The 23,857-nt window shown below is 71.8% G+C and carries 21 protein-coding genes; 12 read left to right on the forward strand and 9 right to left on the reverse strand.

Annotated features, from left to right (window positions below):
- Nucleotides 1–131: 131 nt before the first annotated feature.
- From AHOG_RS25730 to AHOG_RS25755, 6 genes are all read left to right on the forward strand, one after another.
- A complete protein-coding gene (locus AHOG_RS25730; RefSeq protein WP_093943621.1) occupies nt 132–437 on the forward strand; it encodes a chorismate mutase in 306 nt (101 codons plus the stop codon).
- Between the two features lie 341 nt (nt 438–778).
- Nucleotides 779–1,087 (forward strand): hypothetical protein, encoded by a 309-nt coding sequence (locus AHOG_RS25735; RefSeq protein ID WP_093943622.1) that lies wholly within the window; start codon nt 779–781, stop codon nt 1,085–1,087.
- A 121-nt stretch (nt 1,088–1,208) separates the two neighbouring features.
- Nucleotides 1,209–1,958 (forward strand): PIG-L deacetylase family protein, encoded by a 750-nt coding sequence (locus AHOG_RS25740; RefSeq protein WP_245856446.1) that lies wholly within the window; start codon nt 1,209–1,211, stop codon nt 1,956–1,958.
- The gene (locus AHOG_RS25745) at nt 1,955–3,103 is read left to right on the forward strand and encodes a hypothetical protein (protein ID WP_093943623.1); all 1,149 of its coding nucleotides are present in this window, start codon (nt 1,955–1,957) and stop codon (nt 3,101–3,103) included. The genes AHOG_RS25740 and AHOG_RS25745 overlap by 4 nt, the downstream gene beginning before the upstream one ends.
- Before the next feature lie 165 nt (nt 3,104–3,268).
- Entirely contained in the window at nt 3,269–4,087 is an 819-nt protein-coding gene (locus AHOG_RS25750; protein WP_093943624.1) for a hypothetical protein, read from the forward strand.
- A gap of 265 nt (nt 4,088–4,352) precedes the next feature.
- Nucleotides 4,353–6,005, forward strand: a complete 1,653-nt coding sequence (locus AHOG_RS25755; RefSeq protein ID WP_093943625.1) for a serine/threonine-protein kinase — start codon at nt 4,353–4,355, stop codon at nt 6,003–6,005.
- Between the two features lie 1,046 nt (nt 6,006–7,051).
- Here the strand turns inward: AHOG_RS25755 and AHOG_RS25765 are convergent.
- Entirely contained in the window at nt 7,052–7,762 is a 711-nt protein-coding gene (locus AHOG_RS25765) for a transcriptional regulator (RefSeq protein ID WP_483855339.1), read from the reverse strand.
- Nucleotides 7,763–7,782: 20 nt separating this feature from the next.
- Nucleotides 7,783–9,213: an ATP-binding protein gene (locus tag AHOG_RS25770; protein ID WP_093943627.1), complete on the reverse strand. Its 1,431-nt coding sequence runs from the start codon at nt 9,211–9,213 to the stop codon at nt 7,783–7,785.
- 286 nt (nt 9,214–9,499) lie between these two features.
- On the opposite strand from AHOG_RS25770, the gene AHOG_RS25775 reads away from it, so the two are divergent.
- The 3 genes from AHOG_RS25775 (at nt 9,500) to AHOG_RS25785 (ending at nt 12,283) form a co-directional block, all read left to right on the forward strand.
- Nucleotides 9,500–10,894, forward strand: a complete 1,395-nt coding sequence (locus tag AHOG_RS25775; RefSeq protein WP_169725904.1) for a PspC domain-containing protein — start codon at nt 9,500–9,502, stop codon at nt 10,892–10,894.
- Entirely contained in the window at nt 10,887–11,111 is a 225-nt protein-coding gene (locus tag AHOG_RS25780; protein ID WP_093943628.1) for a hypothetical protein, read from the forward strand. The genes AHOG_RS25775 and AHOG_RS25780 overlap by 8 nt, the downstream gene beginning before the upstream one ends.
- A gap of 176 nt (nt 11,112–11,287) precedes the next feature.
- Nucleotides 11,288–12,283, forward strand: a complete 996-nt coding sequence (locus AHOG_RS25785) for a LacI family DNA-binding transcriptional regulator (RefSeq protein ID WP_221439143.1) — start codon at nt 11,288–11,290, stop codon at nt 12,281–12,283.
- Nucleotides 12,284–12,386: 103 nt separating this feature from the next.
- On the opposite strand, the gene guaA is transcribed toward AHOG_RS25785, so the two are convergent.
- Nucleotides 12,387–13,961: a glutamine-hydrolyzing GMP synthase gene (guaA, locus tag AHOG_RS25790; protein WP_245856447.1), complete on the reverse strand. Its 1,575-nt coding sequence runs from the start codon at nt 13,959–13,961 to the stop codon at nt 12,387–12,389.
- A gap of 165 nt (nt 13,962–14,126) precedes the next feature.
- On the opposite strand from guaA, the gene AHOG_RS25795 reads away from it, so the two are divergent.
- Nucleotides 14,127–15,581 (forward strand): aldehyde dehydrogenase family protein, encoded by a 1,455-nt coding sequence (locus tag AHOG_RS25795; protein ID WP_093943630.1) that lies wholly within the window; start codon nt 14,127–14,129, stop codon nt 15,579–15,581.
- 342 nt (nt 15,582–15,923) lie between these two features.
- Here AHOG_RS25795 and AHOG_RS25800 read toward each other — a convergent pair whose 3' ends face one another.
- Nucleotides 15,924–16,340 (reverse strand): VOC family protein, encoded by a 417-nt coding sequence (locus AHOG_RS25800; protein WP_093943631.1) that lies wholly within the window; start codon nt 16,338–16,340, stop codon nt 15,924–15,926.
- 91 nt (nt 16,341–16,431) lie between these two features.
- Here AHOG_RS25800 and AHOG_RS25805 point away from each other — a divergent pair, with 91 nt between their 5' ends.
- Nucleotides 16,432–17,400, forward strand: coding sequence for a helix-turn-helix transcriptional regulator (locus tag AHOG_RS25805; protein ID WP_093943632.1), 969 nt, complete (start codon nt 16,432–16,434; stop codon nt 17,398–17,400).
- Nucleotides 17,401–17,711: 311 nt separating this feature from the next.
- Here AHOG_RS25805 and AHOG_RS25810 read toward each other — a convergent pair whose 3' ends face one another.
- Nucleotides 17,712–18,842, reverse strand: coding sequence for a GuaB3 family IMP dehydrogenase-related protein (locus AHOG_RS25810; RefSeq protein ID WP_093943633.1), 1,131 nt, complete (start codon nt 18,840–18,842; stop codon nt 17,712–17,714).
- Between the two features lie 223 nt (nt 18,843–19,065).
- The gene (gene guaB, locus AHOG_RS25815; protein ID WP_093943634.1) at nt 19,066–20,574 is read right to left on the reverse strand and encodes an IMP dehydrogenase; all 1,509 of its coding nucleotides are present in this window, start codon (nt 20,572–20,574) and stop codon (nt 19,066–19,068) included.
- A gap of 146 nt (nt 20,575–20,720) precedes the next feature.
- Between guaB and AHOG_RS25820 the strand changes: the two genes are divergently transcribed.
- Nucleotides 20,721–21,182 carry a DUF5319 domain-containing protein gene (locus AHOG_RS25820; RefSeq protein ID WP_169725905.1) on the forward strand — a complete coding sequence of 154 codons (462 nt, stop codon included), beginning with the start codon at nt 20,721–20,723 and terminating at the stop codon, nt 21,180–21,182.
- 69 nt (nt 21,183–21,251) lie between these two features.
- On the opposite strand, the gene AHOG_RS25825 is transcribed toward AHOG_RS25820, so the two are convergent.
- From AHOG_RS25825 to AHOG_RS25835, 3 genes are all read right to left on the reverse strand, one after another.
- Entirely contained in the window at nt 21,252–22,238 is a 987-nt protein-coding gene (locus AHOG_RS25825) for an anti-sigma-D factor RsdA (protein WP_245856448.1), read from the reverse strand.
- 1 nt (nt 22,239) lies between these two features.
- Entirely contained in the window at nt 22,240–22,812 is a 573-nt protein-coding gene (locus tag AHOG_RS25830) for a sigma-70 family RNA polymerase sigma factor (protein ID WP_093943635.1), read from the reverse strand.
- A gap of 353 nt (nt 22,813–23,165) precedes the next feature.
- The gene (locus tag AHOG_RS25835; protein ID WP_069852471.1) at nt 23,166–23,762 is read right to left on the reverse strand and encodes a response regulator transcription factor; all 597 of its coding nucleotides are present in this window, start codon (nt 23,760–23,762) and stop codon (nt 23,166–23,168) included.
- Between the last annotated feature and the right edge of the window lie 95 nt (nt 23,763–23,857).

Below are 23,857 nucleotides of genomic sequence, written 5' to 3' on the forward strand. Positions count from 1 at the left end.
CGGGTACCGGACTCCGGCGTCCGTGGTCTGAACACGATCAGCCACCACCTAAGCCCCGGAGTCCAGGCGGACCCGGGGCCTTCTCGGTTCCGGGCCGCAGGACCCCGACGTCTCGTCAGAGGAGAACCGAGATGAACGTGGCCAGCTCCGACTCGGCGACGGCAGGACCCGGCGAGCCAGCGCCCGAGGAGATCGCCGAGCTGCGCAAGGAGATCGACTACCTGGACAGCGAGATCCTGCGGCTGGTCCGCAGGCGTATCGAGGTGTCCCAGAAGGTCGGCAAGGCGCGCATGGCGGCAGGCGGGCCGCGCATCGTCACCAATCGTGAGATGGCGGTGCTGGCCAGATACCGCGAGCTGGGTCCGGACGGCCGTGAACTGGCCATGGCGTTGCTGCGGCTCGGGCGTGGCAGGCTGGGCGGCGAACGCTCCGAGTGACCCGCCGCCCTGCCGGGCGGCGTGCCCTGGGGCACGCGAACCCGACGCCCTCGGCACACGTGGTCGCCGGCGGTCGCGGCAGTGCGGCGATCCCGCGGTCGCGGCAGTGACGGCGATCCCACAGCCGCCGCCCGGTCGAACGGGCACGACCCGAGCGGATCGGGCGATCCGGCAGCCCGGTGCCTTCGGCGCACCCGTCCGGCGCCGAACGCTCGCACCCGGCGAACGCCACGCCGAGGTCGTCGACGCGCGGCCTCCCGATCCCGCCCATGGACGCTCCCTAGGTCACATCCGGGAAACCACTGATGTCACGGGTCTGGAAAACGGGCAGACTGGACCGTATGGACTCGGTGATCCACTTTCTGGCCGTCGTCGTCACGCTGCTCGGCCTGGTGGCCGCCGTCGGCAACGGCGGGTACCTCGCGATGCTCAACACCGCGGCGAAGAAGCGAGCGGGCGGCGGCCCGGTCACGGACTACGTCAAGGGAAAGCTCCCGCAGGCGGGTGGCCTGGCCGCCGCCGCGCTGCTGGCGCTGCTGTTCACCAACGGCGGTGTGCCGATGGACATCCTGGCGATCATCGTCGGAGCGGGCAGCGGTGTGGCCGCGACCAACGCGCTGAACGCCACTCGAAAGCGTTACCAGTCCTGACCCGTTAAGCCGCCGCAGACGATCACGCTCTGCGGTGGCGTTCACTCCTTTCGGGTGGCAGTGCTGCCCGGCGTGGCAAACCAAGGTCATTCTCGCCCGCCCCCGCCCTACGCTTGCCCTCGTGACCATCACATCCGGTCCCTCCGCCGACACCGCGAGACGAGTGCTGGTGGTCACGGCGCATCCCGACGACGTCGACTTCGCCGCCTCGGCCACCATCGCGCGCTGGACCGCCCACGGCGTTCACGTCACCTATCTCGTCTGCACCGCGGGCGACGCGGGCGGGTTCGACGAGACGCCGCGCACCGAGATGGCCGCGCTTCGACAGGCCGAACAGCGGGCCGCCGCAGCTGCGGTGGGCGTCACGGAGGTCCGTTTCCTCGGTTATCCGGACGGTCGCGTCGTCGAGTCGCTCGAACTCCGCCGGGACATCACCCGGGTGATCCGCAGGGTGCGCCCCGATCGGGTCGTGACGCACTCTCCGGAGATCGACTGGCGACGCATCGCCGTCGCCCACCCCGATCACCGTGCCGTCGGAGCAGCCGCGGTCGCGTCGGTGTATCCGGATGCCCGCAATCCCTTCGCCCACCCCGAGCTGGACCGCGACGGTCTCGAACCATGGACGGTGCGGGAACTGTGGCTGGTGGGCAGCCCGGCCGAACGGATCAATCACGCGGTCGACGTCACCGACACCTTCGATCGCAAGGCCGCCGCGCTCGCCGCGCACCGTTCCCAGACCGCGCATCTCCCGGAGCTCGTCGAGGAGCTGCGCGCCGTCATGGCGGAGGCGGCGGCCGAACTGCTGCCGGCGTCGGCGAGCCCGGGCGGGCCGCGACTGGCCGAGACATACCAGGTGGTCGACACCGCATGACCGACTTCGACCGTGAGAACCCGCACGTCCCCGGCGGGGCCGGCTCGTGTCGGCGTGCGGAGGCCGTGCCACCCGGCACACCGGGGCGGGAGTCGGGGCGTCATCGGCGGGGTGGCGAACCGGGGCGGACCCGGTTCGAGGCGGCGGCGGAGCCCTCGCCCGCGCCGTACCGCGCCGCGTCGCCGCCACTCGGCCCGCGCCCGGCGGCGTCCGATCCGGTGTCCTCCTTGTCGGCGGCGCCGAGCGAGGACCGGGGTGCGGACGAGCCGGGCGCGGGCCGCACCGCCGCCTGGGCACCGTCCGCCGTCGAGCCCGATCCGCTCGTCGACAGCGACGCCGTCGGGCTGCGCAAATTCGACCTCGGGATGGTGCCCGCCTCGGTGACGCCGCCGAGGAGCTGGCGGAACGCGGCCTGGTTCACCGTGACGACCTCCATGACCGCCCTCGCCGCGCTCCTGGCCACGACGGCGTTGTTCCTCGGCCCCGATCCGCATCGCAGGCCGCCGGACTCCCTGCCGGTCTTTCCCAGCGGCACTCGGCTGCCCGCGCCGCAGGAGACGACCACGACGGTGCCCACCATCGGCGCCCCGCATCTGCTCGCCGCGCGGGACTCGACGACGGCGACCGCCCCCGCCGAGTCCGGCCGGGACGACTCCGGAGCCTCGGGCGGTCATGGCCGCCTGTCCGACGCCGCGTCGGAGCAGCGGACACCCGACGGCGCCACCGCCGGGGCGGACGCCACGCACCCCGCCGGGGCGGCGTCGACGACGACCGTCGCCCCCACGACCTCGGTGCCCTTCGTCACGGTCGGCGAAGGCACTCCAGTGGTGAGCGCGACGGAGATCAAAGATCAGACGGTCGCGTTCTTCAACGCCATCGGCCCGGACGTCGACTCGGCGTTCAAGCTGGTCACCGGGGAACTGGCCGAGGCCGGGCTTCCCGTGTTCGCCCAGTTGCATGATGACGTCGCGATGGTCGAACTTCGGCACATCACCGTCGATCCGGTCAAGGGGATCACGATCTCCACCGTCGTGGTCACTCATGACGACGGCACGCAGTCGACGGAGTATCGCGAACTGCGGTTCGAGCCGTCGGCCGAGCCCTTGATCACCGTCGACCGAGTGATCCCGCGTTCACAGTGGTAGACACGGACCGTAGCGATGACGCCGCACGTCAGACCGGAATGCCTCTCATCTTGTGGGAACGACCGTTTGACGCCACGTAAGAACGAACTTCGCGCAACCCCTGGCGCTACGACCGTCACTCACGGTACGAGTTCTGGCGAGCACCGAGGGTACGGAGGCAGGGACGTGGGGCGTTCCACAGACGGTCGACGACGCAGCCGAGCCGGTTCCATCACCGTCGCCGAGCTGGTCAGGCGTCAACCGAAGACGGCGCGAGCGCGCATGCGCGCGGAACCGCCATGGGAGCACGTCCCGACGCACTCCGACCCGCCGGAGCCGGCCGTCGTCCCCGAGCCGGACGATCCGGGCGCGTTGTTCCGCACCGCGCCGATGCGCACGTTCGCCTTCGTGGCGGGCGTGGTGGTGTTGTCCAGCTCGATCCTGGCCACCGGGTTGGTCACCAGCGCACCGGGAGCCGATCTGCCCGGCGGACCGGAGCTGTCGCCGATCGCGCTCGCCGGACCGCTGGTGATGCGCCCGGACGTGCTGACCGCGTATCTCGCCCGACCCGAGGCGGCGCCGCTGCCGCTCGCCGAGCCCACCGATTCGGGCGACGTCGACGAGCCGCTCTCCGGACGTGTGCCGCCCGGCGAACAGCAGGTCGTCGTGGGCGCGCCGCCCATGGCGGAGACCGACCGTGAGCTCGTCGAACAGTTCTTCAGCCTGCTCGACGACGATCCGAACGCGGCCGCGAGCCTGCTCGTTCCCGAGCTGCGCGGCGGTGGCCGCGACGGGTTCGCCGAAGCGTGGGACGACGTGCGCGGTGTCGAGGTGGTGACCATCGATGAAGGGCAGGCCGGTACTGTGGTGGCGACCGTGGCCATCGATGAAGCCCACGGCGGGCGGCTGTATCTCACCCAACGACTCGTGGTCGGCGAGACTCCCAGGCGCATCACCGGAGTCACACTGTTGGACGCTCAGCAGAACGAGACGCATCAGAGCTGACGTCGGGTCCATGCTCGTCAGGACCGGGTTCGTGATCGGGTCGCGACTGCGGACCTGCTCGCGATCGTCGTTCGGACCTGCTTCGTGACCCGAGCCGAGGTCGTCGTCAAGGTCGACGGCGTGTCTCGATCCGCCGTGGCACCGCGTCGGTGGCCGATGAGCAGAAGTACCGCGCAGGAGCGAGGCCGCTCGGAGGACGACACGGATTTCGCCGTGCTGAAGCCGCGTCCTACCCTGAAGCCGTGAGCAGAACCGGGAGCCGCCAGTGAGCGACGAGGGTCGCTTGGTCGCAGGACGCTATCGACTCGATCGGCGCATCGGCAGCGGCGCGATGGGCGTGGTGTGGCAGGGCACCGACGATCGACTCGGCCGGGTCGTGGCGATCAAGCAGCTGTTGCTCCAGCCCGGCCTCAGCCCGGCGGAGACCGAGGAGGCCCGGCAGCGGGCGATGCGTGAGGGCCGGATCGCCGCCCGCCTCCAGCACCAGAACGCCATCGCGGTCTACGACGTGGCCGAGGACGACGGCCAGCCGTGTCTGATCATGGAATACCTGCCGTCGGACAGTCTGGCTACCGCGTTGACCGAGCGCGGCCCGCTGCCGCCCACCGAGGTCGCCAGGATCGGCGCCAGCGTCGCGGGCGCCCTCGCCGCGGCGCATGCGGCGGGCATCGTGCACCGCGACATCAAGCCGGGCAACATCCTCTTGGGGCACAACGGCGAAGTCAAGATCACCGACTTCGGGATCTCGCGGGCGACCGGCGACGTGACGGTCACCAAGACCGGGATGCTCGCGGGTACGCCCGCGTACCTGGCGCCCGAGGTCGCGAAGGGCTACGACCCCGGCTTCGGCGCCGACGTCTTCTCGCTGGGCGCGACCCTGTACGCGGCCGTCGAGGGCGAGCCGCCGTTCGGCACCCATGAGAACACCCTCGCGCTGCTCCACCTCGTCGCCGCGGGCCGGATCAACCCGCCGCGCCAGGCGGGGCCGCTCACGGCGCTGCTGATGCGGCTGCTGCGGGCCGAGCCGATCGAGCGGCCGACGATGGCGCAGGCCCGCGAGGGCATGCAGGCCGTCGCGGCGGGTCGGCCGGCGCCGGGTCCGCCCATGCCCGCCGGCCCGCCTCGGCCGACCGCGGGCCACGGTGCGGCGGCGCCGAAGCCCGCCGCCGGGCCCACCCCGACCCGCCTGGACGCCCGGCCGGTGACCGACCGGCCGGAGCAGGCCAGGACGGTCTCCACCGCGGCACAGCAGCCGCAGGCGGCCCAGCAGCCCAAGCCGCCGGAGCCGCGTCCCGCACGCAACGATCCGGAGGCGGGCTTCCGGGGCCGCGCCGTGCTGCTGACGGCCGTCGCCGTGGTCGCGGCGGCCTTGATCGGCGTGCTGATCGCGGGAGTGTTCTTCACCGAGAACAACGGCGCCGCCCGCGAGGACGGTGCGGGCGGCAGCCCGGCCGCGTCCGAGTCCGTGGAGACCACGACGGAGGAGCCCCCGACGGAGGAGTCGGCACCGCAGGTCGACACTCCGCAGCCGTCGATTCCCCGTGAGGAGCCTCCGCCGCTCGACGAGGACGATGACGAGGACGAAGAGCAGGACGAGGAGGACGAGCGGCCGGAGCAGAGTCGGCCGGAGCGCAGCGAGGCGCTGGTCGCCCAGTACTTCGACCTGCTGCCCGACAACTACCCGCAGGCCTATCACCTGCTCGCCCCGGATTTCCAAGGCAGCTACGACGACTATGAGGCCTGGTGGGGCGACACGGTCGCGGACGTGACGATCACGGAGGGACCGGAGTTCCACGGCGGCCGGGTGCGCGTCAAGCTGCGCTTCGTGCGTGAGGACGGGGCCAGGGTGAACGAGCGGTGGCACATCCACATCGAGGGCGGGGGCCACGACCTCCGCATCGGCAAGGTCGACAAGTAGGGCGCGTCTCGGGCGGGCGTTCGGCGTTCGCCGCCGGATCCAGTGCGGAGCCTGCTCGACGTGGGGCACGAATCGAGGCAGGCCGGGACCCCGTCGTCTCGAGCACGGGCCTCCGATCGCGGGCCCTGGCGAGGCCTCTCGGCCCCGGCCCTCGCGACGCGGGCGGCCCCGAGGTGGGCGACTTCGAAGTACTCGTCTCCGGAGTATGCGGCTCCGTCGAGGCCCGCACGCTCGCATCTCGCCCGCACCAGTCGAACCCGCCCGCCGTCTCGTCTCGCCGGCCCCGCCGCTGACCAGCCCGTCGACTCGGCGGCGCGGTCCCGGAACACCGAGGCCGGTCGCCGCATGGCGGCCCGGCCCTCGTCGGGCTGAGCGGGGCGCTCGACGCGGCCGCTCCGCTGTAGGCACCGGGCTCGCGGTGCCCTTCGGACACCGGCGTCGGGTGACGGGCGGGAACGTTCTCGGCGTGCTCGCGGATTTTCACGGGCGTCGTCCGGCCGCAGGCACCCTGGCAACGAGGCGAGGCGCACCTGCTGGAAGCCGCCCAGTGCCTGACCCTCGCCGCGTCCTACGCGGTCGGCTACGTCTGACGCCGGGCGTCTCCTCAGCGGATCCGAACCTCCGGCCGCCGGCTCGCCTGCATGCAGCTCATCACGGGCAGCGGCGTGGGGTTCGTGCTGAATCACCGACTGATCGCCGACGAGGGCGGGGCGGCCGCCCCGCGGTCGGCCTCCTGCTGCCGCTGGCGTCCGTGCTGCCGCTGGGCGTCGGCCTTGCCCGACATCCTGGCGGGCCGCCCGAAGAGAGGGCCGGGCCTGCGGCACCGGCACGCGAGCCCGCACCGGATGCTCCTGTCGCCGAACGGCCGGACACGGGAGCGGTCGCCGTCGCACCGGCTCGCGATCGAGAGGCCTCCGCCGAACCGACGGCGGGAGCCGGGTGTGCCGAGCCGCCGACGGCGGGAGGCGCGACCGGCCGCGAGTCCGCGGACCACTGACCCGCGAGACGCCGACGGGCGACGCCCGCGCGGCCTCGCACCGGGGCGATCAGATCAGTCGGCGGTCGGTCGCCCAGCGGGACAGTTCGTAGCGGTTGGAGAGCTGGGTCTTGCGCAACACGCTGGACACGTGAGTCTCGACCGTCTTCACCGAGATGAACAGCTCGGCGGCGATCTCCTTGTAGGCGTAACCCCTGGCCAGCAGGCGGAGGACGTCCCGTTCCCTCGGGGTGAGCAGGTCGAGTTCCGGGTCGTTGATGGGCGCGGCGCCCGGGCGGTCGGCGAAGGCGTCCAGCACGAAGCCGGCCAGCCGGGGAGAGAACACCGCGTCGCCGTGGTGCACGCGCACGACCGCGTCCACCAGCTCCCGCGCCGAGATCGTCTTGGTGACATAGCCCCGGGCGCCCGCCCGGATCACGGCGATGACGTCCTCCGCCGCGTCGGACACCGACAACGCCAGGAACACGACGTCGGGATGGGACTTGCGGACCCGGCGCAGCACCTCGGCGCCGCCGCCGTCGGGCATGTGGACGTCGAGCAGGACCACGTCGGGCTGAAAGTGGCCGATGCCCGCCACCGCCTCACCCACCGAACCGGCTTCGCCGATCACCTCGACGACGCCCGTCGCGTTGGACAGCTCGGCCTTGGCCCCGGTGCGGAACAGAGCGTGGTCGTCGACCAGGAAGACCCGTACCGGCCGGGCCTGCGTCGCCTCGGTGTCGTTCACTCCGCCGCCTGCCTCGATGTGTCCGTCATCCACTCGTACCCTCTTCTGTCGCGTCAACGCTTGTCGGCGGTGCGGGGCAGCCGCAAGGCGACCTCCGTTCCCTCACCGGGTGCGGTGCGCACGCGCACCGTGCCCCCGTGACGCTCCATCCTGCCGTGAATCGAGTCCGCGAGGCCATGCCGGTCCCCGGGAACGGCCGAGGTGTCGAAGCCCTTGCCTCGGTCGCGGACGAACAGCTCCACCTGCGCGGGCTCCACCTCGACGAACACGCTCACCTCGCCGACCTCGGCGTGCTTGGCCGCGTTGACCATCGCCTCCCTGGCCGCCCACACGGCGGCCAACACCCGGTCGTCCACCTCGCAGTCGCCCACGACGACCTGTTGGACCTTGATGGCGAAGGTGTCCTCGACCTCGCCGCACACCTCGCTGATCAGCTCCGCCAGAGTGCGGGCCGAGGTCGCCGCGCCCGCCACCGGCGGACTCTGGGCGTCGGGCTCCGCGGTGGCCCTGCCCGACCCCCCGTAGCCGGTCGCGCCGTACAACCAGGTGCGCAGCTGCCGCTCCTGGCTTCGCGCGAGCCTGCGGACCTCCTTGTCGTTCTCCGCCTGCTTCTGGATCAGCGCAAGCGTCTGAAGCACCGAGTCGTGCAGGTGGGCGGCGATCTCGGCGCGCTCCTCGGTGCGAATCCGCACCCGGCGCTCCTCGTCCAGGTCGCGGACCAGCCGCAGCCACCACGGCAGGGTGAGTACGGCCGCGCCGACGAGCGTGACGAGCACGGACAACAGGGCGAACTGGAGTCGCGCCAGCGACAGGCTGTTGGCGAGCAGCACGATGATGCCGGTGAGGACGAGGGCGGCGCCGGTCAGGCTGCGGACGACCGCGCCGCGACCGCCGTTGCCGATGAAGACCTCCGCGACGCCCGTTCTGGCGCCCTGCGCCCAGCGACGACGCTGGGTCTCGTCGGCCTCCCGCCAGACCAGGAAGGCACCGATCAGGCCCACCGAGGCGGGGAAGAACAGCCGTCCGCTCCAGCCGTCGCCGAAGGACGTGGTCGCCACGACCAGACCGAAGCCCAGCACCACCAGGCCGAGCGCCTGGGTGCGCTGTCGGGGATTCACCGTCTCGGGGACGTCGACCGGGCGCTGCGGCACCACCGCCCACAGCGCCGCGTAGAGCACGACGCCCAGCCCGTCGACGCCCGCCAGCAGGGTGATGACGACCCGGACCCAGAGCACGTCGACCTTCAGGTGGTCGGCGAGTCCGCCCGCGACACCGGCGACCACCCGAGACGATCGACGTCGACGCAGGGTCGGCCGCGGCGTGCTCTCGCCCGCGCCCCTCGGATCGCGCCTGGTCGAGGTCACCCGTTGGGTGATGCGATGCGAGTCGTCCACCGGAGCGCCGTCCGGCACGGGCCGCCTCCCCTCGTGATCAGTCTGTACTGCCACGATGCCATCGTCACACGCCCGTGCACCGGGCGTCATCAGGGAGCGCCCCGGACGCCGGGGTGCCTCGGCGGGGGCAGAGCTCAGGGGTTACCCCGATGGCGTGGCGCTCGGATCGGGTCATGCTGGACTGGCGATCGGACGTGCTCAGGTTCGGATCGGCGCGGCGACGACCAGGTCGGCAGCGACCAGGTCGGCAGCGACCAGGTCGGCGAGCGAACCCGGTGGCCACGAGGTCCGCGACCACGGGGCCGGCGACGGAGGACACGGCCGACCAGGAGCACGGACCGCAGGCAAGCCGAGACGGCGTGAACGGTGGGATGGGATGGACGCAGCAGGCCAGGACGGGCCGAGCGGGGCGACTTCGACCGCACGCCCGCGCTTCGAGGACACGATCAAGGACCTCTGGCGGACCCGACCCGTTCGGTCGAGCGAAGGGCGCAAGATCGCGGGCGTGGCCGTCGGCGTCGCCCGTCGGTACGATCTCGATCCGACATTGATCCGCGTCGTCCTCGTCGTGACGTCGTTCTGGGGCGGCTGCGGTGTGCTGCTCTACCTGCTCGGCTGGCTGCTGCTGCGGCAGGAGGGCGAGTTGTCCTCCCCTGCCGAGGCGCTGGCCGGTCGGGGCCGGGACGAGTCGGCGGGTCAGCTGTCGACGGTGGTGCTGCCCGCGCTGCTGGGCATCGCGATGGTCCCGGTCGTCCAGTGGGTGTTGAACGGCGCGTTCACCAGCGCGGTGTGTCTCGGTGGTTCGGGAGTGGCGCTCTATCTGCTGCACGCCAATCGGGGACACAGCACGCCGCGCACGGTCAACTGGCCGGAGACGCAGCGTCCCGGTTTCGAGACGACCGAGGAACCGCGGCCAGGTACCGGCAGGACCAACGTCGAGGCGACCACGACGGCGTTCGGCTGCGCCACGGGACCGGCACCCGCCCCGGGCCCGGACGCCGCTTCGGACGCCGCCTACTTCGCCTCCAACCCGGACGGGCTTTCGGAACCGCCGACGCCGCCGGCCTGGGACCCGCTGGGCGTCGCCCCGTTCGCCTGGGACCTCCCCGACCCGGTCGGCCAGCGGCCCGCGGAGCCGCCGGAGTCGCACCCCGGACGTCGAACCCGGTCGCGGGTCACCCCGGTGACCGCGGCCCTGGCCCTGCTGACCTTCGCGGCGAGCCTGCCGCTCGTGCACCCGGGCAGCGGCCTCACCCCGCCGAGGATGCTGGCACTGGTCCTGGCCGTGCTGGGCGCGGGCATGGTGATCGGCGCGCTTCGCGGGGGCGGTCGCGGGCTGATCTGGCTGACCACCCCCGTCGCCGCGCTCACGTTCCTGCTCGGGCTCCTGCCGCTGCACGAGACCGGCGGCTGGCACGGTGCGGGGGCATACGAGCTGCGCGTGACCGATCCGAACCAGCTCCAGGACTCCTATCGGCTCTCGGCGGGCGTGATCCTGCTCGACCTGACCGAGCTGGAGATACCCGCAGGGGAGACCCTGCGCAGCAGCGTGATCATGAACCTCGGCGGCGACATCGAGGTCATCGTGCCGCCGGATCTGCCGATACGGGTGAACTGTGAGACGCGGATCGGCGGATCGTCCTGCCTGGACCACGATCACTACTACGAGGGATCGACCAGCGTCACGAGCATCCCCGAGGAGTCGGACAGCGGCGTGCTGGAACTCGACATGTACATGGGAGCGGGACAGTTGGAGGTCCGGTATGGCTGAGCATGCCGACAAGCCCAAGGCCGCCCGACGGCGCAGCCCGATGGATCTGCTGACGCTGATCTGCGGAGTGATCGCGCTGCTGGTCGCCGTGTACACCTTCTCCGACGGCAACGACTGGCTCCCGCTGCTGAACCTGCGGTGGGTGCTGGCCGCGGGCGCGGTCACCATCGGTCTGGCGCTGCTCGCCGGTTCGCTGCGCTCCCGTCGGCAGGACTAGGACACACCTCGGACAGCCGGCTGAGCTGAAGCGGCCGGGTGACCGCCGAGACGGCCGAGGCGTCGACGTTCACGGGCACCGGCGGCACCGACGACGGGCGGATCGGCACTAGTAGGCTTCCCAGGGAGGTGCGGGGAGCGGTGTCGACACAGACGCAGGGGGAGCATCGACCCACGCTGGAGGACGTCGCCGCGCTGGCGGGCGTCTCGCGGGCGACCGTGTCCAGGGTGGTCAACGACTCGCCGAGGGTCAGCCCGGAGGCCAAGGAGTCGGTGTACTCCGCCATCAGGGAACTGGGTTACGTGCCCAATCGTGCGGCGCGGACGCTGGTGACGCGCCGGACCGGCGCGGTCGCCGTGGTGATCTCGGAACCGGAGTCGAAGATCTTCGACGATCCCCGATTCGCCACGGTCGTGCGGGCGGCGGCGGGCAGGCTCGGGGAACTCGACGCGGCCATGGTGCTGATGCTGGTCCACTCGCCTGAGGACGAGGCCCGCACCGAACGCTTCCTGCTGGGCGGACACGTCGACGGCGCTCTGCTGTTCACCCCGCATCGTGGCGATCCGCTTCCCTCGGCCATGGCGACGCTGCCGATCCCCGCCGTCTTCGGCGGCAGGCCGTGGGCGGCCGACCATCGGCTGCACCTGGTGGACACCGACAACCGGGAGGGCGGCCGGATCGGCAGCCGCCACCTGATGGACCTCGGTCGGCGGCGGATCGTCAGCGTCACCGGCCCGCTGGACGAGCACGCCGCCATCGACCGGCTGGACGGCTGGCGGCTGGCCACCGGCGCGAACGAGGCCGAGACCGCACTGTTGACGGAGTCCGGCCACTTCGCCAGGCAGGGCGGCGAGCGAGCCATGCGCGCGCTGCTGGACCGCGTCCCCGACCTCGACGGAGTGTTCGCCGCCAGCGACCTGATGGCCGCGGGGGCGATCGACGCACTGCGCATGGCGGGTAGACGAGTGCCGGAGGACGTCGCCGTCGTCGGATTCGACGATCAGCCCGCCGTCGCCCCGCACACCAGTCCGCCGCTGACCACGATCGCGCAGGACGCCTCCGAGCAGGTCCGCCGGATGGTGCACCGGCTCACCCGGCTCATCGCGGGCGAGGACGTCCCGCCCGGTCGGGAGGTCCTGCCCGTGCACCTGGTGCGTCGGGGTTCGGCGTGACGTGTCCCGCCGGGCGAGGCGATCGTTCCTCGGAGGAGGCCGATCGCCCTCCGTGCCCGGCGGCTGATCGGCGTGCGTGGTCAGCCGCGCGAGGCCGCCGAGGTCATTCCCACTCGATGGTGCCCGGCGGCTTGCTGGTGACGTCGAGCGTCACCCGGTTCACCTCGGCGACCTCGTTGGTGACGCGGGTCGAGATCCGCTCCAGCACCTCGTAGGGCAGCCTGGTCCAGTCCGCGGTCATGGCATCCTCACTGGACACCGGGCGCAGCACGATCGGATGACCGTAGGTGCGGCCGTCGCCCTGCACCCCGACCGAGCGGACGTCGGCGAGCAGGACCACCGGGCACTGCCAGATCTCCCGGTCCAGGCCTGCGGCGGTCAGCTCCTCACGGACGATGGCGTCGGCGGCGCGCAGGGTCTCCAGTCGCTCGGCCGTCACCTCGCCGATGATGCGGATGCCCAGGCCGGGGCCGGGGAACGGCTGCCGCGCCACGATGGTCTCGGGCAGCCCCAGTTCGAGGCCGACTCGGCGCACCTCGTCCTTGAACAGCGCCCGCAGCGGCTCGACGAGGCCGAAACGCAGGTCGTCCGGGAGCCCGCCCACGTTGTGGTGGCTCTTGATGTTGGCGGTGCCGGTGCCGCCGCCGGACTCGACCACGTCGGGGTACAGGGTGCCCTGGACGAGGAACTCGACCTCCTCGCCGTGCTCGCCCGCCTCGGCCTGGAGATCGCGGGCGGCCTGCTCGAACACCCGGATGAACTCGCGGCCGATGATCTTGCGCTTCTTCTCGGGGTCGGTCACGCCTGCCAGGGCGGCGAGGAAGCGATCCTTCGCGTCGACGGTGACCAGGCGGACGCCGGTGGCGCCGACGAAGTCACGCTCCACCTGGGCTCGCTCGCCCGCCCGCAGCAGGCCGTGATCGACGAACACGCAGGTGAGCTGGTCGCCGACGGCCCGCTGCACCAGGGCCGCGGCGACCGCCGAGTCCACCCCGCCGGATAGCGCGCAGATGACGCGACCGGTGCCGACCTGCTCTCGGATCAACGCCACCTGCTCGTCGACGATCGACGCGGTGGTCCACGCCGGGCCGATGCCCGCGATGTCGCGGAGGAACCGCCGCAGCACCTCCTGTCCGTGCGGCGAGTGCGCCACCTCGGGGTGGTACTGCACGCCCGCGAGTCCGCGCTCGACGTCCTCGAAGGCCGCGACGGGGGCACCGGGGCTGGTCGCGGTGACCGTGAAGCCCTCCGGGGCCTTCGTCACCGCGTCGCCGTGGCTCATCCACACCGGGTGGTGCTCGGGCAGCTCGGTGTGCAGCACGCCCGTGGCCGACTCGAGATCGAGATCGGTCCGCCCGTACTCACGAGTGCCGGTCCGCTCCACGGTGCCGCCGAGGGCCTGGGCCATGACCTGGAAGCCGTAACAGATGCCGAACACCGGCACGCCCGCGGACAGCAGCTCCGGATCCAGACCGGGGGCGCCGTCGGCGTAGACGCTGGACGGACCGCCGGAGAGCACCACGGCGGCCGGATCACGGGCGAGCAGCTCCGCCGTCGACGTCGAGTGCGGCACCACCTCGGAGTACACCTGCGCCTCACGGACGCGGCGTGCGATGAGCTGGGCGTACTGCGCGCCGAAGTCGACGACGAGCACCGGCCCCTTCGCACTGCTGGGCACTGGCGAACCTCCTGGACGAACGAGACCTCGGGGTGACCCCCACATCGTCCCAGGTGAGACCGGCCGGTCGACCGGCGGTCTCGGCTTCCCCCGGCCGAGTGAGTCTCAGGCCACACCCTCCCGAGGTCGACATGATCCGGAAGATCATCCGCATACGGTGTCGCTGTGGACATCACGAGCAGCCAAGACGGCGGAGTGGACGCCTTCACACCTACCCCGCGGCCCTGTTGGATCGCGGGGAGACCGGAGTCGAGCGAGGGCAGACAGGCGATCCGGCATCCCTACGACGAGACCGAGGTGGCGACCGTCTGCGTGCCGGACTCCGACCAGGTCTGGCGTGCCGTGCGCGGGGCCGCGGCCGCGCGACACGAGGTCGCGGCCTGCTCCCGGCGGTCGGTGTCCACGGCCCTGACGTCGCTGGCCCACGGGCTGGCCGACCGCGCCGAGGAGTTCGCCGAGATCATCACCGCCGAGAACGGCAAGCCGCTGCGGTGGGCGGAGATCGAGGTCGACAGGGCGGCGTCGGTGTTTCGGCTGGCCGCCTCCTCGGTGGACGCCGACGCGGGCGAACCGGATCGCTGGGCGGACGTGTCGACACGGCGAGTTCCCCGCGGCCCGGTACTCGCCCTCACCTCGGCCGACTACCCGTTGTACACGGCCGCACGCCAGGCGGCGGCCGCGCTCGCCGTGGGGGCGCCGGTGCTGATCAAGCCCTCGCCGCGCACTCCCCTGTCGGCGCTGATGCTCGGCGAGCTGTTGGCCGAGGCCGATCTGGCCGAGGGCACGTTCTCCGTGCTGCCGCTGGACGACGAGGCCGCGCAGGCTCTGGCGGGGGACGAACGGGCCGCCGTGGTCTCGCTGACCGGCTCACGCCACACCGCCGCGGTCCTACGCCGCGTCGTGGCCGACCGCCATCTCGTCCTCGAACTCGGCGGAGTCACGACGGCCCTGGTATGCGCCGACTGGTCGACTCCGGAAGAGCTCGATCTCGCGGCCCGCCGCATCGCGGAGTTCGGCAATCACCAGGCGGGGCAGTCGGCCGAGGCCGTGCAACGGGTCGTGGTCGACGAGTCGGTGGCGGCGGACTTCCTGCCCCGGTTGACCGCGGCCGTGGGAGCGCTGCGGACCGGTGACCCGCATGATCCCGACGTCCAGGTGGGTCCGCTGATCGACGAGGCCGCCTCGGCCCGGGTCGGCGACTGGATCACCGAGGCCGTGGGGACGGGGGCCGAGGTGCTCATCGGCGGGCGCCGCTCCGGAACCTCCGTCGAGCCGACGGTGCTGGTGGGGGCGGCGCCCACGGCACGGCTGTGGCGAGAGGAGGCCTTCGGCCCGGTGCTCGTGGTCTCGCGGGCGGCCGGGTTGGCCGCGGCGCTGAGCCAGGTCGAGGACGCGCTGCCCGGCGGCCGGGCCGCGATCTTCACTCACGATCGACGAGCCGTCCGACAGGCGGGCACGGCGCTGGGCGCGGACGAGCTGACCGTCGGCGACGTGCCTGCCGTGGAGGCACGCCGCGAGCGGGACGGCGACGCCGACGCGCCGGATCGCTCGGCGCTGCGTCGGCTGATGCACGAGTTCACCGTGGAGCGGCGCACGATCTTCGCCGACGATCCGCGCTGACCGGCGCGCCGCTCGGCCGGGAATCGGCGGCGCCTCGCCCCGGTCGGCCGCACCCCGGACGGCGCCCCGGTGGGCGGATCGGGCGGCAGGACGTCTCGTCGGACGACACGACCCGGGAGGTCGTCGGCGATCCGGCCGCGGAAGGCCGCGGCCGATCCGACGTCCGTCATCCGACCGTTCGAGCAGGACACCGCCGAGGACGGCCGGCGTCCCTCCGGGACGGGCCGTGCGGGACGGACGGACACCTGCCGGAGACGCCGCGACCACGGGCCGCCACGAGCGCCGATCGGACGTCGCACCAGGCGGGGCCGAGCGGGCCCCGCCCCTCGCCGGCCGTCGGGCTCACCTCCGGCTGGATGCGGCGAGCATCTCCAAGTAATGCGGGTTGTACATGACCCCGAGGATGTTCCCGAACGGGTCCACGACGGACGCGGTGACGAAGCCTGCCTCGCGCCGCGTGATCGCCTCGTGCTCGACGGCGCCCATGGACGTCAGCCGGTCGACGGCGGCGGACACGTCGTCGACGTGCCAGAACACCACGGCGCCGCCGGGCGTCTTCGCCCGTGCGTGCGGCGCGTAGCGGCTGTGGATCAGCCCGAGTTCGTGCTGGTGGTCCCCGAGCCGGAACTCCACGTACGCGGGCGGACCCTCGATCGGACGCTCGAAGTACGGCGGGATGCCCAGCAGCTCCGTGTACCAGGCCTTCGCCGCCGCCAGGTCGTCGGCGAAGAGACTGAGGGTGGCCATTCCTCGCAGCATGGTGGTCCTTTCGAGAGGGGGAGGGACGTCACGCCATGTTCCGAGGTGAAGTGCTCATCCACTGCGCACCTTCCCCGGCAGACTTCGTCGCATGCGTGCCGATCGACTGATCGCGGCTCTGCTGTTGTTGCAGGTCCGTGGCCGGGTGACCGCAGCCGAGCTGGCGGAGGAACTGGAGGTGTCGGTGGCCACCGCCCGCCGTGATCTCGACGCGCTCTCCGCGGCGGGTGTCCCCGTCTACTCGCAGCCCGGACGGGGCGGCGGGTGGTCGCTGATCGGCGGCGCCCGCACGGATCTCAGCGGGCTCACGGCACCCGAGGCACGAGCCCTCTTCCTGCTGCTCGGACCGGCTACGGCGACCACGCCGGAGCTCAGGACGGCAGTGCGAAAGCTCCTGCGGGCCCTGCCTGAAGGCTTCCGCGACGAGGCCGGGGCCGCGGCCGACACCGTCCTGGTCGATCCGACACGCTGGGGAACCCCGCGCAGCGTGCGCCCTGTCCTTGTCACGATGCTTCAGGCCGCCGTGGTCGACCGCAGGAAGGTCCGTCTCACCTACGCGGGCCGGGGCCGAGAGCGGACGGACCGACTGGTCGATCCGTGGGGGCTCGTCGACAAGAACGGGGTCTGGTACCTCATGGCGGGCACCGATCGCGGACGACGCACGTTTCGTGTCGACCGGATCCTCGACGCGGTCACGACGGAGGTTCCGGCCGAACGGCCGCACGATCTCGCACTCTCGGCGATCTGGGACCAGGTCGTGGACGAGGTCGAACGGCGACGCTCACTGGTCTCGACGGCGGCCATCGTCGACGTCGAGCTGCTGCCCGCCCTACGCGGTCAGTTCGGCCTGCACTGCGCGGTCGGCGACCGCGTGGACGATCGCCGCGTCCGGGTACGGCTGGCGGCGCCGACCGCCGAGATGATCGCGATAGAGCTGGCAGGCTGGGGAGCGCGGGTCCAGGTCACCGAGTCGGCGGCGGTTCGCGCCGAGCTGGCCAGGATCGGCGCGGAGCTCACCGAGACCTGCCGTCCCGTGCGGCCCCGTCCACCGAGCGGGTGAGCCCCGGGCTCGCCCGCCATCCGCGGGCCGCGCCGTGCCCGAAGGGACGAGCTGCGGGCGGGTTCACCCCTGCCCGGCGGGCGGACCGACGGCGTACGCGGTCACCGGCCGCGACGGCCGAATCAACCACCGCCCGCGCGTCCGAAACAACCACCGCCCGCGCGTCCGAAACAACCACCGCCCGCGCGTCCGGGCGCAGAGCCCCGCCGACGCTCGCCGCCCGCACGGCGGGGCCGCCACGACGGTCGGGCGAGGCCGAGTCGGCGAGGCCCCGGCGGGCGCCCGACCGCAGACCTGGCCGGGCGATGGCGTCACCGGCGGACGGTGAGGCCCACCTTCTGGAACTCCTTCAGGTCGGAGTAGCCGGTCTTGGCCATCGCGCGACGCAGCGCGCCGAAGAGGTTCACCGTGCCCAGCGGGTCGGAGGAAGGGCCGAAGAGCAGCGTCTCCAGGTCGTAGTCGGTGCTGGGCACCGGGAAGATCTCGCTTCGCGGCAGGGAAGGGTGGGCCGCGGCGGACGTCCAGTAGTACCCCTGGGCGGGTGCCTCGCTGGCCAGGGCGAGGGGCTCCCCGAGCATCACCGCGTCCGCACCGCAGGCGATGGCCTTCGCGATGTCGCCGGAGGTGCTGATGCCGCCGTCGGCGAGCACGTGCACGTACCGGCCGCCGGTCTCGTCGAGATAGTCGCGACGGGCCGAGGCCGCGTCGGCGATCGCGGTGGCCATCGGCACCCCGATGCCGAGGACCTCCGTGGTCGTGGTGCTGGTGGCGTGGCCGAACCCGACGATCACGCCCGCGGCGCCGGTCCGCATCAGGTGCATGGCCGTCCGGTAGTCCCCGACGCCGCCCGCGATCACCGGCACGTCCAGCTCCGCGATGAAACGCTTCAGGTTGAGCGGCTCACCGTCTCTGGCGACGTGCTCGGCGGAGATGATCGTGCCCTGGAGCACCAGGATCTCGACACCCGCCGCCAGCAGGTCCGGCGTCAGCTCCTCGGCGTGCTGCGGGCTGACCCGCACCGCTACGTGCGACCCCGACTCACGGATCTCCTTGATCGACTGGGAGAGCAGGTCCAGCCGGATCGGCGCCGCGTGCAGCTCTTGGAGCAGCCGCACCGCCGCGGCGGGATCGTCGTCGTCCTCGGCGGCGGTGACCAGCCGGAACATGACGTCCTCGACGTCGGAGTGGCGAGCCCAGAGTCCCTCGGCGTTCAGGACGGCCAGGCCGCCCAGCTCGCCGACGCGCACGGCGGTGGCAGGCGAGACGATGGCGTCCGTCGGGTGGGTCACCAGCGGGATGCCGAAGCGGTAGGCGTCGATCTGCCAGCTCAACGACACGTCTTTCGAGGAGCGCGTGCGACGTGACGGCACGATCTCCACGTCGTCGAGGTCGTAGGCACGCATCGCGGTGCGTCCTCTACCGATCTCCACCTGATCCCGCACGTCTGTCTCCCTACGCCGTTCCAGCAGAGGAAGCCATTGTGATGCGCCGGGTGGACGGCGCCGACCCCGGGGGGTCGGGCCGCCCCGACGGGACGACGGACACCACCGCTGAACCCCGCGCTACGCGGGGCCTCACCAGGATCGATCCGCTCGTCTCCCGCGAGACCGCTTCGCCGTCGCACCGGCGCCACCCGCGTGACCGCTCGGGCACGGCCGAGACGCGTCAGTGCGTGGTGTAGTTCGGCGCCTCCACCGTCATGGTGATGTCGTGAGGGTGGCTCTCCTTGAGCCCGGCGGCGGTGATCCGCACGAGCTGGGCCTGCTGCAGCTCCGCGATGGTGCGGGCGCCCGCGAAGCCCATGCCCGCCGCGAGTCCGCCGACGAGCTGGTGGATCACCTGCGCGAGCGGGCCCCGGAACGGCACTCGGCCCTCGATGCCCTGCGGAACGAGCTTCTCGTCCGAGAGCACGTCGTCCTGGAAGTAGCGGTCCTTGGAGTAGGACTTGGACGGACCACGTGAACTCATCGCCGCCAGGGAGCCCATGCCCCGGTAGGTCTTGTACTGCTTGCCGTTGACCAGCACCAGCTCGCCCGGTGCCTCGGCCGTGCCGCCGAGCAGACTGCCCAGCATCACGGAGCCTGCACCCGCGGCGATGGCCTTGGCGATGTCGCCGGAGTACTGGATGCCGCCGTCGCCGATCACCGGGACGCCTGCGGGACGGCAGGCGAGGTCCGCCTCGTAGATGGCGCTGATCTGGGGAACGCCGACGCCCGCCACGACACGGGTGGTGCAGATGGAGCCGGGCCCGACGCCCACCTTCACGCCGTCGGCCCCGGCGTCCACCAGGGCCTGCGCCCCGGCCCGGGTCGCGACGTTGCCGCCGATGACGTCCACGGTGTCGCCCAGTTCCCGCTTGAGCAGCGCGACCATGTCGACAACGGCACGCGAGTGGCCGTGCGCGGTGTCGACGATGATCACGTCGACGCCTGCCTCGGCGAGGGCCATCGAGCGTTCGCGCGCCTCCGGACCGACGCCGACGGCCGCACCGCAGAGCAGCCTGCCGTCGGTGTCCTTCGTCGCGTTCGGGTACTTCTCCGTCTTGACGAAGTCCTTCACGGTGATCAGACCGCGCAGCTTGTTCGCGCCGTCGACGATCGGAAGCTTCTCGATCTTGTGCCTGCGCAGCAGGCCCAGCGCGGCCTCGGCCGTGACGCCCACCTGGGCGCTGACCAGCGGCGCGGGGGTCATCACCTCACGCACCCGGCGAGTGAAGTCGACCTCGAATCGCATGTCGCGGTTGGTGATGATGCCCACCAGCGTGCCGTCCGGATCGGTCACCGGGACGCCGGAGATCCGGAAACGGGCGCACAGCGCGTCCACCTCGGAGAGGGAGTCCTCCGGGGAGCAGGTCACCGGGTCGGTGACCATTCCCGCCTCGGAACGCTTCACCACCTCGACCTGGGCGGCCTGCTCCTCGATGGGCAGGTTGCGATGCAGCACGCCCATCCCGCCCTGACGCGCCATCGCGATCGCCATCCGCGACTCGGTGACGGTGTCCATCGCCGAGGACAGCAGCGGGATGCGCAGCCGGACGTTGCGGGAGAGCGATGCGCTCGTGTCGACTCCGCTGGGAATCACGTCGGACTCCGCGGGCAGCAGCAGCACGTCGTCGAAGGTGAGCCCGAGCGAGGCGAACTTCGCGGGCAGTCCGCTCTCGATGTCCCGAAGCACCGAAGAGGTTCGCTCGTCAACCGAATCGCTGGTCGTCACTGGGAACTGCCTTCCTGATGCACCTGCCGCCACTGCGTCGGCCGTCCGGCCTCACGCGGGTGCGACTGCCTGATGTCCCGCTCGTCCTGGGTGTGAGGGTGAACCGTATGAGGGTGAACAACCTCGCGGGGCGGGTTCTTCCATGGTATCGACGACAACAGCGACGTCTCGCCCGGTACCGTGCGCTCGTGCCGCACGATGCCCTGCCCCCAGATCCGTTCGCGAGCGACCCGGAGGACCCGGCGCGCGCCCTAGGCGAGCCTGCGGACGACGACGACCGAGTGCTCGACGAAGACGAACGGGCCGAACTGCTGGCCGACCTCGCCGATCTCGCCGTCTACCAGGCGCTCCTGGAACAACGCGGCCTGCGCGGCATCGTCGTCGACTGCGCCGATTGTGCCGAACCGCACTACCACGACTGGGAGCTGCTTCGGTCGAGTCTGACCCAGCTCTTGGCCGACGGACACATGCGACCGCATGAACCCGCCTACAACCCGGACCCGAATCACTACGTGACCTGGGAGTACTGCCGAGGCTACTCGGACGCCGCCGGTGCGACCGAGACCTGATCTCCACCGCCGTCCTGCCGCCGGGCTGCCCGACGGATCGGGCGACCCGGCAGGCGGCCGCGGTGCGGATCACTCGCCGCCGGAAGGCATCGTCGAGATGTTCTCCGTCCGAGACCCGGTGCTGGTGTCCGGCTCGCTGCCCGAAGGCGTGCTGGGTGACGGCGGGGTGCTCGGCGCAGGGGGGCTGCTCGGCGTCGGCTCCTCAGGCGGCGTGGTCGTCGTCTCGTCGGGCGGCGAGGTCTCGGAGTCGTCGGTCGGCGACGTGGGCGGGGGCTGCTCGGTGGTGGTGTCGACCAGCAGCGGCGGTTCACCGCCGTCCGTCGTGCTCTCGGAGTCCTCTGGCGCCTCGCCGTCCTCGGGCTGGGGCGCCGGATCGAGCTGATCCCGCAGTCGGTCGTGCGTGGCCCGGAGATGGGCGTGTCCGTCGTCGTCGGACACCGAGTCCAGCGAGGCGCCCGCGCGCTGGAGCGCGGCGGCGGCCTGTTCGAACCGGCCCGCGAACAACGCGGCCTCCGCCGCGTCGAGTTCGCCTTGAACCGCGACGGCGGCCTCCACCGAGTTCGCGTGCTCGGTGAACAGCACCCGAGACAGCCCCCACAGGGTGTCGCCGGGGCGCGCCTCACGGGCGGCGACGCTCACCCCGGTGAAGGTGATGGCGAGCACGGCCGCCGCGGTGGCCAGCGGCACGAGGAAGCGCGGCCTGCGCCGGGCGGGCGGCCGGGCGGCGGCGATCGTCGCCACGGCGGTGTCGATGTCGACGAGCTCCCCGAAGGGCTCGGCGTCGGCCTCCCGACGCCAGGCGACCAGCATGGCGCTGAGGTCCTGGTCGGCGGAGTCCTCCTCGCCGACCGTCGGGTCGGTGCCGCCGAGCGCGTCGAGCAGTGCGTCGTCGGCCTGGATCGCGGAGAGGTCGATGTGCTCCGCCGGGGACTCCTGCTCCGTCCGCGACGCGGAGCCGTCGAGATGCCCTGCCACGTCGGACGACGACGGCTCGGAGTTCTCGTTCTCGACTCGATCACCCGATGTGGGCTCGTCCTCATCGTGTCTGTCGGCCACTTCAGACCACCTCCTCCGTGGCGAGCGTCTTCCTCAGCCTGGTCAGCGCCCGGTGCTGGGCGACTCGCACCGCGCCGGGCGTCGAGTCGACGGCCTCGGCCGTCTCCTCGGCGGAGAGCCCGACGACGACCCGGAGCAGCAGGATCTCCCGCTGCTTCGGCGGCAGCACCTGGAGCAGTCTTCCCATCCGTCCGGACAGCTCGTCCTGCATGGCCCGCTGTTCGGGACCCGCCTCGTTGCCCGGCGCGTCGGGAACCTCGGGCACCGGCTCGGACTTGTTCCGCGCCGCGGCCCGGTGTGCGTCGGCGACCTTGTGCGAGGCGATGCCGTACACGAACGCCAAGAACGGACGTCCCTGGTCGCGGTAGCCCGGCAGCGCCGTGAGCACGGCGAGACACACCTCCTGGGCCACGTCGTCAGCCGAGGCCGACGACCGTTCCTGTCTTCCGACCCGGGCGCGGCAGTACCGCACCACAAGGGGACGAATGGCCGCCAACAACCGTTCGATCGCCCGACGATTACCGCCGACGGCCTCGCCGACGACGGCGTCCAGTCCGTCCCCCAAATTAGTCATCGCAGTAGGCAGCCCTGGTGTTACCGGCGATCGTCCGTACGGTCCGCAGTTTGGTGTACGTCACTCAACGCACCGGCCGATTCAATCGGACCGGTGAAGCTGGTGTCGTCCGAGAGTTGGGCATCACATCACCTGACCTAACCAGAACGACCCGTCGTGACCGACCTCGACTCAGCCACACCTACAGCGGGACAACCGCATGGCCCAGTGTCTCAACCCGATGACGAACCATACGGCGCACCCCCCGCACACACCGCCCCCGGTGCATGACCGAACGCCACGACGACGTCACGAGAGCAGCACAAGGCGCCGACCGGCATCAGGTTGCCGGTCGGCGCCAGAGGTGCCGCAGGTCAGGAGACGAGTCCCCTGCGGAATCCGTGGGCGACGGCCTGTGCACGGTCGCGCACGCCCAACTTGCGGAACAGACGTCGTGCGTGTGTCTTGACGGTGTCCTCGGACAGATAGAGCTCGCGCCCGATCTGACCGTTGCTCTTTCCCTGACTCATGCCCCGCAGCACCTGGAGTTCACGCTCGGTGAGTTGGACTCCGGGATCGGAGGGCTGACGCGGGGCGGGCACCGCGGTACTCGCCAGCGTGTGCGCCAGGGCGGCGACCAGCTCGGGGCGCGAGGCGTCCCATCGCAGGTAACCGCGCGCTCCACCGGCGATCGCGGCAGCGATGCTGCCCGCGTCGTCCGGCGCGCCGAAGACGATGACGTTGGCCTGTGGGTGAGCCGAGACGAGCCGCCTGGTGGCTTCCACGCCCGTTGGCACGGCGCGCTGCGTTCCTACCAGCACGACATCGACAGCCTGCCTGGAGAAGCGAGCGAGCAGCTCGTCACCATGGGCTACACAATCGATCCGGCTCACACCCGGGACCGCCGACATCACGCGAGTGAGCCCCTCCCGGACGCTCCGCCGGTCATCGCAGATCAAGACCGTCGTCACGGGAACTCCTTCCTGCAGCCGAGTGACGTTCCACTTCCCTATCGGACGCCGGTCGCCAAACCTTGACCCGATCTGGTGCTTAATCCGTCAAGTAC

The organism is Actinoalloteichus hoggarensis (assembly GCF_002234535.1).
Lineage (GTDB): Bacteria > Actinomycetota > Actinomycetes > Mycobacteriales > Pseudonocardiaceae > Actinoalloteichus_A > Actinoalloteichus_A hoggarensis.

Excerpts from the sequence above, each read along its gene's own strand:
- AHOG_RS25730 (WP_093943621.1), top strand. The coding sequence starts at position 132 with ATGAACGTGGCCAGCTCCGACTCGGCGACGGCAGGACCCGGCGAGCCA.
- AHOG_RS25735 (WP_093943622.1), top strand. The coding sequence starts at position 779 with ATGGACTCGGTGATCCACTTTCTGGCCGTCGTCGTCACGCTGCTCGGC.
- AHOG_RS25745 (WP_093943623.1), top strand. The coding sequence starts at position 1,955 with ATGACCGACTTCGACCGTGAGAACCCGCACGTCCCCGGCGGGGCCGGC.
- AHOG_RS25770 (WP_093943627.1), bottom strand. The coding sequence starts at position 9,213 with ATGACGCCCGGTGCACGGGCGTGTGACGATGGCATCGTGGCAGTACAG.
- AHOG_RS25775 (WP_169725904.1), top strand. The coding sequence starts at position 9,500 with ATGGACGCAGCAGGCCAGGACGGGCCGAGCGGGGCGACTTCGACCGCA.
- AHOG_RS25780 (WP_093943628.1), top strand. The coding sequence starts at position 10,887 with ATGGCTGAGCATGCCGACAAGCCCAAGGCCGCCCGACGGCGCAGCCCG.
- AHOG_RS25800 (WP_093943631.1), bottom strand. The coding sequence starts at position 16,340 with ATGCTGCGAGGAATGGCCACCCTCAGTCTCTTCGCCGACGACCTGGCG.
- AHOG_RS25805 (WP_093943632.1), top strand. The coding sequence starts at position 16,432 with ATGCGTGCCGATCGACTGATCGCGGCTCTGCTGTTGTTGCAGGTCCGT.
- AHOG_RS25820 (WP_169725905.1), top strand. The coding sequence starts at position 20,721 with ATGAGGGTGAACAACCTCGCGGGGCGGGTTCTTCCATGGTATCGACGA.
- AHOG_RS25830 (WP_093943635.1), bottom strand. The coding sequence starts at position 22,812 with ATGACTAATTTGGGGGACGGACTGGACGCCGTCGTCGGCGAGGCCGTC.